Source organism: Ottowia flava, from assembly GCF_008017535.1.
In the GTDB taxonomy this organism is placed as follows: domain Bacteria; phylum Pseudomonadota; class Gammaproteobacteria; order Burkholderiales; family Burkholderiaceae_C; genus Ottowia; species Ottowia flava.
The window spans coordinates 117,541-129,249 of record NZ_VRUA01000008.1; the positions used below are offsets into that span (position 1 = coordinate 117,541).

The following is an 11,709-nucleotide window of genomic DNA, read 5'->3' on the forward strand; positions in this document are numbered from 1 at the left end:
TGCGCTGATGGCTCTAAGGCTTAGAGCAATTCGCAGGCCTGATCGAATGGCAGACGTGGGTTGCGCGCGAACAACTTGCTGTCGTCGCCGTGGCCCAGGTTGACGAGGAAGTTGGCCTTGAAGCGGCTATCGGGGAAGAAGGCGGCGTTCACTTTCTCGATGTCGAAACCGCTCATCGGCCCGCAGTCCAGCCCCAGCGCGCGCGCGGCGATGATCAGGTAGGCGCCGCCCAGCGTGCCGTTGCGCAGTGCCGTGGCCTGCGCCAGCGCCGGGTTGCCGGCGAACATCTCGCGCGCGCCTTCGCCGTGCCAGACCTGCGGCATGTGCTCGAAGAACTGCGTGTCGGTGGCGACGATGGCGGTCACCGGCGCCGTCATCGTCTTGTCCACGTTGCCGGGCGACAGGCAGTCCTTCAGGCGCGCCTTGCCTTCGGGCGTGCGCACGAAGACGTAGCGCGCGGGCTGGGTATTCATTGAGGTGGGGCCGAGTGCCGCCAGCTCGTACACCTGGCGCAGCAGTTCGTCAGGCACGGGCTGAGGGGTGAAGCCGTTGGCGGTGCGCGCCTGGCGGAACAAGGTGTCGAGGGCAGCGGAATCGATGGCCGACATGGAAATGCTCGGGTGGGGAAGAAGAAACAAGGGCGCCACTGTAGCCCCTTGCGCAGGGCCCTGCGCCGCGCTTGCACAATAGCCGCCCATGGACCTGATCACCTCGCTGCCCGCTTCCTGGGGGCATACCTTGCGCGTGACAGTGGAAGTCATCGGCACGGTGGCGTTTGCACTGTCCGGCATTCTGGCGGGCATGCGCAAACGCATGGATGTGTTCGGCATCACCGTACTGGGGTTCCTCGCGGCGTTCGGCGGTGGCACCTTGCGCGACATCCTGCTGGATCGCCGCCCCTTTGTCTGGGTGTCCGAGACGGCCCTGCTCTGGCTGGTACTGGGCCTGTGCGCCTCGTCGATGGTGCTGCTGCGCGGCGGCAGGCGGCGCATCAGCGACCAGGCCATTCAGGTGGCCGACGCGTTGGGGCTGGGGCTGTTTGCCGCCTCTGGCGTGCAGTATGCGCTGGTGGCGCAGTTGCCCGCGCTGGTGGCCGTGCTGATGGGCGTCGTCACCGGTGTCTTTGGCGGCGTGATGCGCGACATTGCCTGCAACGAGACGCCCACCGCGTTTTCAGACCACCGTCCCTACGCCGTGTGCGCCTTCTTCGGCGGCTGGCTGTACGTCGCGGCCCAATGGCTGGGCTGGTCCGCCTGGGCCAGCTTGCTGGCCAGCGCGGTTTTCCCCACCGGCCTGCGCCTGCTTGCCGTGCGGCTGGACTGGCGCCTGCCCGGCTGGCCAGAGTAGCCCGCCGCCCCAACGCTTGACGGCGAGGCCAAACCTACGCCGTCAGACGCGCTTTGAGAAAGTCGATGACCGCTCGAACCCGGCGCGGCACGTAGGCGCGCGACGGATACAGCAGCCAGGCAGCGGTGCCGAAGTCGGGGGCGGCCAGTTGGTAGGCCGGAAACAGATTCACCAGCCGCCCGGCTGCGATGTCGGCGTCTACCAGCCAGTGCCCAAGCATCGCGACGCCCAATCCGTCCAGCGCTGCACGACGCAGGGCCATGGCCGAGGACACGACCAACCACCCGTGCACATCGACCACGTCCACGTGGCCCTCTGGGTCCTGAAAAGCCCACTGCGTCCGAAACCCCGGCTTGGGAAAGCGCAGACAGGTGTGGTCGGCCAATGCCTGCGGCGCGGCGGGCTGGCCATGCCGTTGCAGGTAGTCCGGGCTGGCGCACACCCGGTAATGCAGCGGCGCCAGTCGGGCACCGATCAACGATGTGTCCGCCGGTGGGCCCAGCCGGATCGCGAGGTCGATTCGCTCGGCCACCAGATCCACCACGTGGTCCGCCAGATGCAACTCCAGCTCCAGCGCCGGGTGCAGCGAGTGCAGTTCGCCCAACAGCGGCACGACCAGGGCCTGTCCAAATGCTACGGTGGCCGTCAATCGCACAACGCCTTGCACCTCACCACTGGCCGAGCGTGCCTGGTCGGCGGCCCGCTCCAGCGCTTCCAACACCAGCACCACCTGCTCGTAGTAGGCAGCGCCCGCGTCGCTGAGCGACACGCGATGGGTGTTGCGTTGCAGCAAGCGCGCCCCAAGCGACGCCTCCAGTGCAGCTACCGCACGCGACACCGCAGACGGCGCCATATCCAGGCGGCGGGCGGCTTCGGCAAAGCTGCCGTGGTGGGCCACTTCCACGAAGGTTTTCAGCTGCTGCACGTTCATGGCCCAGCACTGTAGGGCAGCCGACGCGACGGGCGCGCCTTGGGTGTGATCGCTCATCGGCGCTGGCCGTGCGCATTGCGCAATAGCGCATTGCGCTCGCCATGGTGGTATCCGGCGTGCGGCGCGGCGACAGTGACACATCACCCACCGAAAGGCCACCATGACCGCTTCACCTTATCGACCGATGCTGCTCCGCCTGGACAGCAGCGCACGCACCGAAGGCTCGCACAGCCGCCAGCTGGCCGACCAAATTGAAGCCCACTGGCGGGCACGGCACCCCGACGGGCGTGTGCAGCGGCGCGACCTGGCGACCGAAGCGCCGCCACACATCGACGCGCAGACCATTGCCGGCTTTTACACACCGCCCGAGCAACTCAGCCCGGCGCTGCGCGCCGCCACGGCCCGGTCGGACGCCTCGATCGCCGAGCTGAAAGTGGCCACCACCCTGCTGATCGCATCGCCGATGTACAACTTTTCGGTGCCGTCACCCCTGAAGGCCTGGATCGACCAAGTGGTCCGGGCCGGCCACACCTTCACCCTCGAAGGCGGCCGCCCGCGTGGCTTGGTCGAGCGTCCCAGCGCGGTGCTGGCGCTGACCTACGGGCTGCCAGGCTACGGCGACCAACTGGCCACGCTGGACCATTTGCGGCCTTACCTGCAGTCCGTGCTCAACTTCATTGGTATCAGGGATATTCAGGTCGTTTCGACCGAGGGCACCGCCGCTGATCCGGCCCAGCTGGCAGGTATCCCGGCGGCCGTGAAAGAGCGCATCGACAGTCTGTTCAGCGAGCCGGTGACAACGTGACGACAGCACGCTCCCCGTCGCCACCGGCAAGCCCCACCGCCTGACCTGCCATCAAACCCGCTCAAGAATCAGCGCAATGCCCTGCCCCACGCCGATGCACATGGTGCACAGCGCGTACTTGCCGCCGGTGGCGTGCAGGCGGTTGACGGCGGTGGTGGCCAGGCGCGCGCCGGACGCCCCCAGCGGGTGACCCAGGGCGATGGCGCCGCCCCAGGCGTTGACGCGCTCGTCGTCGTCCTTCAGCCCCAGCATGCGCAGCACGGCCAGGCCTTGGGCGGCGAAGGCTTCGTTCAGCTCGATCACGTCCAGGTCGGCCAGCTTCAGGCCCGTGAGGGCCAGCACCTTTTCAGTGGCGGGCGCGGGGCCAATGCCCATCACGCGCGGCGCGACGCCGGCGGTGGCCATGCCGACCACGCGGGCCTTGGGCGTCAGGCCGTATTTGCCGGCCGTGGCCTCGTCGGCCAGCAGCAGGGCGCAAGCACCGTCGTTCACGCCGCTGGCGTTGCCGGCGGTGACGGTGCCGTCGGGCTTGACCACGCCTTTCAGAGACGCCAGCTTTTCCAGGCTGGTTTCACGCGGGTGTTCGTCGGTGTCAACGACCACGGCGTCGCCCTTTTTCTGTGGGATGGTGACGGGCGTGATTTCGCGCGCCAGGTGGCCGGCCTTTTGCGCGGCGACGGCGCGCAGCTGGCTGTTCATGGCCATCTTGTCCTGCGCTTCGCGCTCGATCTTGTAGTCGGTGGCGACGTTCTCGGCCGTCTCGGGCATGGAGTCGACGCCGTACTGCGCCTTCATCAGCTTGTTGATGAAGCGCCAGCCGATGGTGGTGTCGTACACCGCATTGGCGCGGCTGAAGGCGGATTCGGCCTTGGGCATGACGAAGGGCGCGCGGCTCATGCTTTCGACGCCGCCCGCTATCATCAATGTAGCTTCCTGCGCTTTAATGGCGCGGGCTGCGGTGCCCACGGCATCCAGACCCGAGCCACACAGGCGGTTGATGGTGGCGCCCGGCACGTCGATCGGCAGGCCGGCCAGCAGGCTGCTCATGTGGGCGACGTTGCGGTTGTCTTCACCGGCCTGGTTGGCGCAGCCGTAGATCACGTCGGTGACGGCGGCCCAGTCCACGTTGGGGTTGCGTTCCATCAGCGCCTTGAGCGGGATGGCGCCCAGGTCGTCGGTGCGCACGCTCGACAGCGCGCCGCCGTAGCGGCCGAAGGGGGTGCGGATGGCGTCAACGATAAAGGCTTGGTTCATGGTGTCTCCAGATCAATGAATGTGCGCGGTCAGGCCGCGGCCAGGGGCAATTGGATCAAATCCTGCAGGGCTTCGCGCGTCAGGCCGTCGACCAGGTCGATCACGCGCAGGCCGTCGGGCCCGCATTCGAGTGTCGCCAGGTCGGTGTAGATGCGTTTGACGCAGCCGATGCCGGTCAGCGGGTAGCTGCATTGGGCGACGATTTTGCTTTCGCCCTTCTTGGTCAGCAGGTCCATCATGACCCAGGTCTGCTTGGCGCCCACGGCCAGGTCCATGGCGCCGCCCACGGCGGGGATGCTGCCGGCCTCGCCGGTGCTCCAGTTGGCCAGGTCGCCGGCCGCCGACACCTGGAAGGCGCCCAGCACGCAGACGTCGAGGTGGCCGCCGCGCATCATGCCGAAGCTGTCGGCGTGGTGAAAGTAGGCGCCACCGGGCAGCAGGGTGACGGGCTGCTTGCCGGCGTTGATCAGGTCGTAGTCTTCAGCGCCCGCGGCCGGCGCCGGGCCCATGCCGAGGATGCCGTTTTCGCTGTGCAGGATGACCTCGCGCCCGGCCGGGATGTGGTTGGCCACCAGGGTCGGCTGGCCGATGCCCAGGTTGACGTAGGCGCCGTCGGGGATGTCCTGCGCCACGCGTCGGGCGAGTTCGTCTTTGCTTCGTTTTTGGTAGCTGCTCACGCTGATTCTCCTAGGGCCAAAGGCCGATTCAGGCCGCAGCCTTGAAGCCACCCGCCTGCGTGGCGACATGCGCCACCTGCACGATGCGGCTGACGTGGATGCCGGGGGTGACGATGGCTTCCGGGTCCAGCTGGCCCAGCGGCACGATCTCGTGCACCGTGGCGACGGTGAACTTGGCGGCCGTGGCCATCACCGGCCCGAAGTTGCGCGCCGCCTTGCGGTAGGTCAGGTTGCCCCAGCGGTCGCCGCGCTCGGCCTTGATCAGCGCCACGTCGCCATAGATCGGGTATTCCAGCACGTAGTCGCGCCCGTTGATCTGCCGCGTTTCCTTGGCGCTGCCGTCGGCGTTCTTGGCCAGTTCGGTGCCGAAGCCCGTGGGCGTGAAGAAGGCGCCCACGCCGGCGCCGGCGGCGCGCAGGCGCTCGGCCAGGTTGCCCTGGGGCACCAGCTCCAGCTCGAGCTTGCCGGCGCGGTACAGGCCGTCAAACACGTAGCTGTCGGCCTGGCGCGGGAAGCTGCAGATGACCTTGCGCACGCGCCCGGCCGCCAGCAGCGCCGCCAGGCCGGTGTCGCCATTGCCGGCGTTGTTGTTGACGATGGTCAGCTCTTTCGCGCCCTGCGCGACCAGGCCGTCGATCAGCTCGGTGGGAATGCCGGCGGTGCCAAAGCCGCCGATCAGCACGGTGGCGCCATCCTGCACGCCCGCCAGCGCATCGGCCACAGAGGGCGCAATCTTGTCGATCATGGGTGTCTGTCTCCGGTCATGGGCACGCCACCGGATGGCTGGCGCGCCTGGTTGGGCCCGATGGGTGCGCGGACGCGGCACCGTGGCGCCGTGCTGTCGCGCCCCGCGGGGCGTTCCGTGTCGCATTGCGCCCCAGCTCCAGCCCATCGAACGCCAGAGAAAGTTCGCAATACGAACACTTGTTCGTATAATGAATGAATTGTAGCGTCCGCCGGACGTGCTGTGAAGCCTTGTTGGAGAAAGCCATGCCATCGCCCCCCAACCCGCCCGAGCCCGACGACACGCCAACCGCCCCGGCGGGCGAGCTGCCCCCGCGCCCAGGCGACAGCTACGTGCAGTCCTTCGCGCGCGGGCTGGAGGTAATTCGCTCGTTCAGTGCCAAGGCGCCGCAGCAAACGCTGTCCGAGGTCGCCGCGCGCACCGGCCTCACGCGCGCCGGGGCGCGCCGCATCCTGCTGACATTGCAGACGCTGGGCTATGTCGACAGCGACGGGCGCTGGTTCCGGCTGACGCCGCGCATTCTGGACCTGGGCTTTGCCTACCTGTCGTCCCTGCCGATCTGGAACCTGGCCGAGCCGGTGATGGAGCAGCTGGCCGAGCAGTTGGGCGAATCGGTGTCGGCCGCGGTGCTGGACGGCACCGATGTGGTCTACGTGCTGCGCGTGTCCACGCGCAAGATCATGCGCATCAGCCTGGCCGCCGGCTCGCGCCTACCGGCGTACTGCGCGTCGCTCGGGCGCGTGCTGCTGGCCGGACTGCCCGACGACGCAGCGCGCGCCGTGCTGGAGCGCAGCGACCGCATCGCGTTCACCCGCCGCACGCTGACCGAGGTCGACGCGCTGATGGACGAAGTGCAGCGCGCGCGCAGCCAGGGCTGGGCGCTGGTGGACCAGGAGCTGGAGGAAGGCCTGATTTCAATGGCCGCCCCTATCCTGGGCCGCAACGGCCAGGTGCTGGCCGCCATCAACGTCTCGGGGCAGGCCAACCGCACCAGCGCGCGCCAGATGCAGCAGGCCATGCTGGCCCCCTTGCGCGAAGCGGCCGAGCAGATCGGGCGGCTGCTGGCGGCGCGCTGAGCGCCGAACACCTCCACCAGCGCGGCCTGGCGGCGTCGGGCCGCTATCGTGCCAGCGCGTCCAGCGCGCCCGCCGCGTGTTAGCCTTGCCGCCATGTTCGCCCCCAGCCAAGCCGACGTCCGCCGCTTCTTCTGCGACGCCTGGGCCAAGTCGCACACCGACCAGCCGCTCGAAGCCATCGAACAGCTGGCGGCCGGCTGGGTCGCCGAGCACCCGGAATGGCACGCCGATTTCGCCGACGCCGAAGCCGCCATCGCGCGCGACTACGGTGACGGTGCGGTCGGCGGCAACCCGTTTCTGCATTTGTCGATGCACCTGTCGATCAGCGAACAGTGCAGCATCGACCAGCCGCGCGGCATCCGCCAGGCGGTCGAGCTGCTGGCCGCGCGCCTGGGCGATCTGCACGAAGCGCACCACGAAGCCATGGAATGCCTGGGCCAGATGCTGGCCGACGCGCAAAGCAGCGGCCGCGCGCCCGATGGCGAGGCCTACGTCGCCTGCGTGCAGCGACGCGCCACGCGCGGCTGAGGGACGCGCGCGACCCGGCAGCAGCGCAGCACAGGGGGCGCCCCATAGCGCACGCGAAATACTATCTATTTGATAGCTTATCGCGTAGGTGGTTGTAGGGCCAGAGGCCGATTTCTCTTGGAAACCGTGTTCCAGACAGCAAAAAGCCCGCGCAAGGCGGGCTCTTTCGTGCGGGGCTGAGCGCTTCAGCGGAAGCGGCCCTGCGGCACGGTCTTCAGCTCGCCCTGCAGACTGCCGATGTACTTGGACATCGCCTTGAGTTCGGCGTTGGAAAACTGTTTGGCCATGCCGGCCATGACCGGGTTGGAGCGGCCCCACAGCTGGTGCGTGTTGTCGCGGTAGGCCTTGAGCGAGACGAACATGTAGTCCGGGTACTGGCCAGCGATCTTCGGGTAGGTCGGATCGATCGGCTTGGAGAAGTTGTCGCCGTGGCAGGACACGCAAGCGCCCTTTTGCAGCAGCGCACCGACCTGGGCGCTGGGGGCCGGCGGTGCGGGTGGCTCGGCCGCGCCTTCAACCTTGCCCAGCTGCGCGTAGTAGGCGCCCAAGTCGGCCATGTCCTGCTCGGTCAGCGAGATCGCGATGCCGCGCATCGTCGGGTGTTTACGGTCGCCCTTTTTGTAGGCTTCCAGGGCCGCGACGATGTACTTGTCGTTCTGGCCAGCGATCTTCGGGACCTTGTACACCTCGGGGAAAGTCGACTGGTAACCCTGGATGCCGTGGCAACCAATGCACATGGCGGCCTTGCTGTGGCCGGCTTTAACGTCACCCGTCACGCCCTGGGCTTGAACGGGAAGCGCCGCCGTCAGCGAGAGGGCCAGGGCCGCGAACATGGGAGACAAGGTCATTTTCATTTTGCGCGCACAATCCACGTGGTTTGATCCAGATCAGTCGCGGATTGTAATCAAGCTGCAACCGCACAAGCCACCTGGGTATCCTTGCTGTCCCATTCCACTCCGACATGAAATTTCAAGGCTCCGACAACTACGTCGCCACGCAAGACCTGATGCTGGCCGTCAACGCCAGTATCACCCTCAAGCGCCCGCTGCTCGTGAAGGGCGAACCCGGCACCGGCAAGACCATGCTGGCCGAGGAAGTGGCCGAGGCGCTGAAGCTGCCCCTGCTGCAGTGGCACATCAAGTCCACCACCAAGGCGCAGCAAGGCCTGTACGAGTACGACGCCGTGAGCCGCCTGCGCGACAGCCAGCTGGGCGACGACCGCGTCAAGGACATCCACAACTACATCGTCAAGGGCGTGCTGTGGCAGGCCTTCACCGCCGACGAACCCGTGGCGCTGCTGATCGACGAGATCGACAAGGCCGACATCGAATTCCCGAACGACTTGCTGCGCGAGCTCGACCGCATGGAATTCCACTGCTACGAGACGCGCGAAACTATCCGCGCCAAGCACCGGCCGGTGGTGTTCATCACATCGAACAACGAAAAAGAGCTGCCTGACGCCTTCCTGCGCCGCTGCTTCTTCCACTACATCAAGTTCCCCGAGCCCGAGACGATGAAACAGATCGTCGACGTGCACTTTCCCAACCTGAAGAAAGAGCTGCTCGCCGCCGCGATGAAGGTCTTCTACGACGTGCGCAGTCTGCCGGGTCTGAAGAAAAAGCCATCGACCAGCGAGCTGCTGGACTGGCTCAAGCTGCTGGTGGCAGAAGACATCCCGCTGGAGGCCCTCCAGTCGGCCGACAGCAAGGTCAGCGTGCCGCCGCTGGTGGGCGCCCTGCTGAAGAACGAGCAGGACGTGTCGTTGTTCGAGAAGCTGGTTTTCATGAACCAGCGCAACCGCTGAAGCGCGCATGTCACCCTTGCTGCTGGAAGGCCTGACCGATGCCGCCGGCTTTGTGCTGGGCGGGCTGGTCGGTTTTGGCGTGGCGCGCCTGCTGGGCTTTGACCTCTTCGAGCCCGGCTATGGCAACGGCAGCATGTTTGCCATCTTGGCCGTGGGTCTGGGCGCCGGCGGTGGCCGCGCCCTGGCGCGGCGCTGGCGTCTGCGCCGCCAGGCAGAGCGCCAGTCCAAGTCCTGAAAGGCCTCACCGCCATGACTTTTGTCGAACCCGTGGTGCTGCGCGAGCGCGGCGTGCGGCTGGAACCCCTGACGCTGGACCATGAAGCTGGTCTGCGCGCCGCCGCCGCCGATGGCGAGCTCTGGCGCCTGCGTGTGACCAGCGTGCCTGAGCCCGAGCAGACCCGCGCCTACATCGAAGCTGCCTTGCAGATGCGAGCGGAAGGCCACCGCTTTCCCTTCGTCGCGGTGGACGACGATTCCGGCACCGTGCTGGGCAGCACCAGCTACCACGACATCGTGCCGGCGATCCAGCGGGTGGAGATCGGCTGGACCTGGTACCGACGCAGCGTGCAGCGCAGCCACGTCAACACCGTGTGCAAGCTGATGCTGATGCGCCACGCCTTTGAAACCCTGGGCTGCCCGGTGGTCGGCTGGCGCACCGACAACTACAACTTCGCGTCGCAAAAAGCCATTGAACGCTTGGGCGCGCGCAAGGACGGCGTGATCCGCCACCATGCCCTGCGCCGCGACGGCACGGTGCGCGACACCGTCATGTACAGCATGACCGCCGGCGAATGGCCGGAAGCCAAGGCACAGCTGCTGTACCTGCTGGACCGGCCGCGCTGAAGTCGCCCATGCCTGTCGTGGCGGGCATCTGCGCGAACCCCTCGCGCAGGCCAATCGCTGCAAGTCGGTAGCGAACAAAGCTGCTCTGCCTGCCACAGCGCGCTGCGCGGTGTCGCCCTCACAGCACCGGCGCCATCATCCCGACCGTGTTCTGCACCAGCCGACGCCACAGCGACCAATGCTGCACCTCGTCGGCGGCCAGCAGCCGCGACACCGACAGGTAGCCCATCTGCCGCTCACGCACGCTGGCGGTGACGGCGGGGTCGACGATCAGCAGGTTGTTTTCGAAGTTCAGCTCGAGGCTGCGGCGGTCCATGTTGGCCGACCCGACCAGCGCCGTGTGGCCGTCCAGCGTCAAGGTTTTGGAGTGCAGCAGGCCGAGCGGGTACAGATGCACCTCCACGCCGCAGGCCAGCAGATCGGCCCAGTTTCCGCTGCTGGCGTTGCCGACCAGCCAGGAATCGTTGCGCTCCGGGAAGATGATCGTGGTCTTCACACCCCGCCTTGGCGCCGCGCACAGCGCGCGCAGCATGGCCTCGTCCGGCACGAAGTACGGGGTGGTGATGATCAGCTCAGACCGCGCGGCGTACATGCAGGCCACGAACATGTCGGACATGGCGTTGTGGCGCGTCACCGGCCCGGTTTCGAACACCTGCGCGATGCCGCCATCGGCAAAGCGCTCGACCGGCTCGGCGCTGGTCAGAGCTTCCAGCCCCGGCTCGCCATGTTCAGGAATCCAGCCGCTCAGAAACAGTGCTTGCAGTTGCCGCACCACCGGGCCTTCGCAGCGCAGCAGCACGTCCACCCACGGCGCGAACTTGGCCTTGACGCGGAACTCCGGGTCGGCGCAGTTTTGGCTGCCGCAGTAGCCGATGCGGTTGTCGATCACCACCAGCTTGCGGTGATCGCGCAAATCGACCCGGCTGAACGGCAGGTGCCAGATGCGGTTGACATCGTCCAGCGTGGCCAGCAGCTGCACACCCGCGGCAGCCATCTGGCGCCACAAGGGGCAGCCGTGAAAGGCACGCGAGCCCAGTGCGTCCACCATCACCCGGCAGGTCACGCCGCGCTTGGCCGCGGCCGCGACCGCCTGGGCCACCCGCGTGCCGGTACCGTCCTGGAGCCAGATGTAGAACGCGATGTGCACGTGCTCGCGCGCCGCCTCGATGTCGGCGATCAGCACGTCCATCGCTGCCTTGGGGTCGCGCATGGGCTCGCCAGGTGAGGCCAGCGGGTCGCCCAGCAAACGGATGCGGTTGCCGCTCACGGCGGGCAGACCGTTGATGGAGCGCGCCATGTCCACCAGGGGCGCAGCATCCGGGGGCACGGACACCACCGGCTCCGAGGACATGCGCAATGCGGCAACGGTCTCGCGCAAGCGCTCGAAGCGCCCGCGCCCGATATTGGTTTCGCCCAGCAGAAAGTAGGCGATCACGCCACCCACCGGCAGCAGCAGGATCGTCGCCACCCAGGCCACACGCGATGCGGGCGTGCGGTTGGCGCGGGTCAGCGCGCGAACCACCGTGACCAGGTGCAGGACAAACAGCACACCCGCCCAAAGCAGCGGCATCCAGGCGTTCGGGCCGTTCGGCATCAGAGACATGGGGTGTCCTTCAGTTGCGGTGCGGGCGATGCTAGCGCAGCGCCGCTGCGCGGCATGCCACGGCGGCACTGCGGTCAAGCCCGGGCTGCCTGCGTC

General features: G+C 67.4%; 14 protein-coding genes. 7 read left to right on the plus strand and 7 right to left on the minus strand.

The window, feature by feature from the left end; genetic code table 11:
- Positions 1-20: 20 nt before the first annotated feature.
- Positions 21-608 carry a malonic semialdehyde reductase gene (locus FVQ98_RS10225; protein ID WP_147913376.1) on the minus strand — a complete coding sequence of 196 codons (588 nt, stop codon included), beginning with the start codon at positions 606-608 and terminating at the stop codon, positions 21-23.
- An 88-nt stretch (positions 609-696) separates the two neighbouring features.
- Between FVQ98_RS10225 and FVQ98_RS10230 the strand changes: the two genes are divergently transcribed.
- Positions 697-1,347: a trimeric intracellular cation channel family protein gene (locus FVQ98_RS10230; RefSeq protein WP_147913333.1), complete on the plus strand. Its 651-nt coding sequence runs from the start codon at positions 697-699 to the stop codon at positions 1,345-1,347.
- 34 nt (positions 1,348-1,381) lie between these two features.
- On the opposite strand, the gene FVQ98_RS10235 is transcribed toward FVQ98_RS10230, so the two are convergent.
- Positions 1,382-2,335, minus strand: coding sequence for a LysR family transcriptional regulator (locus FVQ98_RS10235; protein WP_222707594.1), 954 nt, complete (start codon positions 2,333-2,335; stop codon positions 1,382-1,384).
- A gap of 103 nt (positions 2,336-2,438) precedes the next feature.
- Here FVQ98_RS10235 and FVQ98_RS10240 point away from each other — a divergent pair, with 103 nt between their 5' ends.
- On the plus strand, positions 2,439-3,083 hold the full coding sequence (locus FVQ98_RS10240) for an FMN-dependent NADH-azoreductase (RefSeq protein WP_147913334.1): 645 nt from the start codon (positions 2,439-2,441) through the stop codon (positions 3,081-3,083).
- Positions 3,084-3,134: 51 nt separating this feature from the next.
- Here FVQ98_RS10240 and pcaF read toward each other — a convergent pair whose 3' ends face one another.
- The 3 genes from pcaF to FVQ98_RS10255 are packed head-to-tail and all read right to left on the minus strand — an operon-like array spanning position 3,135 to position 5,759.
- Complete coding sequence (pcaF, locus tag FVQ98_RS10245; protein ID WP_147913335.1) at positions 3,135-4,337, minus strand: 3-oxoadipyl-CoA thiolase; 1,203 nt, start codon at positions 4,335-4,337, stop codon at positions 3,135-3,137.
- 29 nt (positions 4,338-4,366) lie between these two features.
- Complete coding sequence (locus FVQ98_RS10250; RefSeq protein WP_147913336.1) at positions 4,367-5,014, minus strand: 3-oxoacid CoA-transferase subunit B; 648 nt, start codon at positions 5,012-5,014, stop codon at positions 4,367-4,369.
- A 28-nt stretch (positions 5,015-5,042) separates the two neighbouring features.
- Positions 5,043-5,759, minus strand: coding sequence for a 3-oxoacid CoA-transferase subunit A (locus FVQ98_RS10255; RefSeq protein ID WP_147913337.1), 717 nt, complete (start codon positions 5,757-5,759; stop codon positions 5,043-5,045).
- Between the two features lie 245 nt (positions 5,760-6,004).
- Here FVQ98_RS10255 and FVQ98_RS10260 point away from each other — a divergent pair, with 245 nt between their 5' ends.
- Both FVQ98_RS10260 and FVQ98_RS10265 read left to right on the plus strand, forming a co-directional pair.
- Positions 6,005-6,835 (plus strand): IclR family transcriptional regulator domain-containing protein, encoded by an 831-nt coding sequence (locus tag FVQ98_RS10260; RefSeq protein WP_147913338.1) that lies wholly within the window; start codon positions 6,005-6,007, stop codon positions 6,833-6,835.
- 93 nt (positions 6,836-6,928) lie between these two features.
- Positions 6,929-7,363 (plus strand): DUF1841 family protein, encoded by a 435-nt coding sequence (locus FVQ98_RS10265; RefSeq protein ID WP_147913339.1) that lies wholly within the window; start codon positions 6,929-6,931, stop codon positions 7,361-7,363.
- 185 nt (positions 7,364-7,548) lie between these two features.
- Here the strand turns inward: FVQ98_RS10265 and FVQ98_RS10270 are convergent, their stop codons facing one another.
- Entirely contained in the window at positions 7,549-8,217 is a 669-nt protein-coding gene (locus tag FVQ98_RS10270; protein WP_147913340.1) for a c-type cytochrome, read from the minus strand.
- Between the two features lie 107 nt (positions 8,218-8,324).
- On the opposite strand from FVQ98_RS10270, the gene FVQ98_RS10275 reads away from it, so the two are divergent.
- Genes FVQ98_RS10275 through FVQ98_RS10285 form a run of 3 tightly spaced genes read left to right on the plus strand, consistent with a single transcriptional unit; the run spans position 8,325 to position 10,010 of the window.
- Positions 8,325-9,167, plus strand: a complete 843-nt coding sequence (locus FVQ98_RS10275; RefSeq protein ID WP_147913341.1) for an AAA family ATPase — start codon at positions 8,325-8,327, stop codon at positions 9,165-9,167.
- Positions 9,168-9,174: 7 nt separating this feature from the next.
- Entirely contained in the window at positions 9,175-9,402 is a 228-nt protein-coding gene (locus tag FVQ98_RS10280; RefSeq protein WP_147913342.1) for a hypothetical protein, read from the plus strand.
- A gap of 14 nt (positions 9,403-9,416) precedes the next feature.
- Positions 9,417-10,010, plus strand: coding sequence for a GNAT family N-acetyltransferase (locus FVQ98_RS10285; RefSeq protein ID WP_147913343.1), 594 nt, complete (start codon positions 9,417-9,419; stop codon positions 10,008-10,010).
- 118 nt (positions 10,011-10,128) lie between these two features.
- Here FVQ98_RS10285 and cls read toward each other — a convergent pair whose 3' ends face one another.
- On the minus strand, positions 10,129-11,613 hold the full coding sequence (cls, locus tag FVQ98_RS10290) for a cardiolipin synthase (RefSeq protein ID WP_147913344.1): 1,485 nt from the start codon (positions 11,611-11,613) through the stop codon (positions 10,129-10,131).
- Positions 11,614-11,709 lie beyond the last annotated feature (96 nt).

Excerpts from the sequence above, each read along its gene's own strand:
- FVQ98_RS10225 (WP_147913376.1), bottom strand. The coding sequence starts at position 608 with ATGTCGGCCATCGATTCCGCTGCCCTCGACACCTTGTTCCGCCAGGCG.
- FVQ98_RS10230 (WP_147913333.1), top strand. The coding sequence starts at position 697 with ATGGACCTGATCACCTCGCTGCCCGCTTCCTGGGGGCATACCTTGCGC.
- FVQ98_RS10235 (WP_222707594.1), bottom strand. The coding sequence starts at position 2,335 with ATGAGCGATCACACCCAAGGCGCGCCCGTCGCGTCGGCTGCCCTACAG.
- FVQ98_RS10240 (WP_147913334.1), top strand. The coding sequence starts at position 2,439 with ATGACCGCTTCACCTTATCGACCGATGCTGCTCCGCCTGGACAGCAGC.
- pcaF (WP_147913335.1), bottom strand. The coding sequence starts at position 4,337 with ATGAACCAAGCCTTTATCGTTGACGCCATCCGCACCCCCTTCGGCCGC.
- FVQ98_RS10255 (WP_147913337.1), bottom strand. The coding sequence starts at position 5,759 with ATGATCGACAAGATTGCGCCCTCTGTGGCCGATGCGCTGGCGGGCGTG.
- FVQ98_RS10260 (WP_147913338.1), top strand. The coding sequence starts at position 6,005 with ATGCCATCGCCCCCCAACCCGCCCGAGCCCGACGACACGCCAACCGCC.
- FVQ98_RS10265 (WP_147913339.1), top strand. The coding sequence starts at position 6,929 with ATGTTCGCCCCCAGCCAAGCCGACGTCCGCCGCTTCTTCTGCGACGCC.
- FVQ98_RS10270 (WP_147913340.1), bottom strand. The coding sequence starts at position 8,217 with ATGAAAATGACCTTGTCTCCCATGTTCGCGGCCCTGGCCCTCTCGCTG.
- FVQ98_RS10275 (WP_147913341.1), top strand. The coding sequence starts at position 8,325 with ATGAAATTTCAAGGCTCCGACAACTACGTCGCCACGCAAGACCTGATG.
- FVQ98_RS10280 (WP_147913342.1), top strand. The coding sequence starts at position 9,175 with ATGTCACCCTTGCTGCTGGAAGGCCTGACCGATGCCGCCGGCTTTGTG.
- FVQ98_RS10285 (WP_147913343.1), top strand. The coding sequence starts at position 9,417 with ATGACTTTTGTCGAACCCGTGGTGCTGCGCGAGCGCGGCGTGCGGCTG.
- cls (WP_147913344.1), bottom strand. The coding sequence starts at position 11,613 with ATGTCTCTGATGCCGAACGGCCCGAACGCCTGGATGCCGCTGCTTTGG.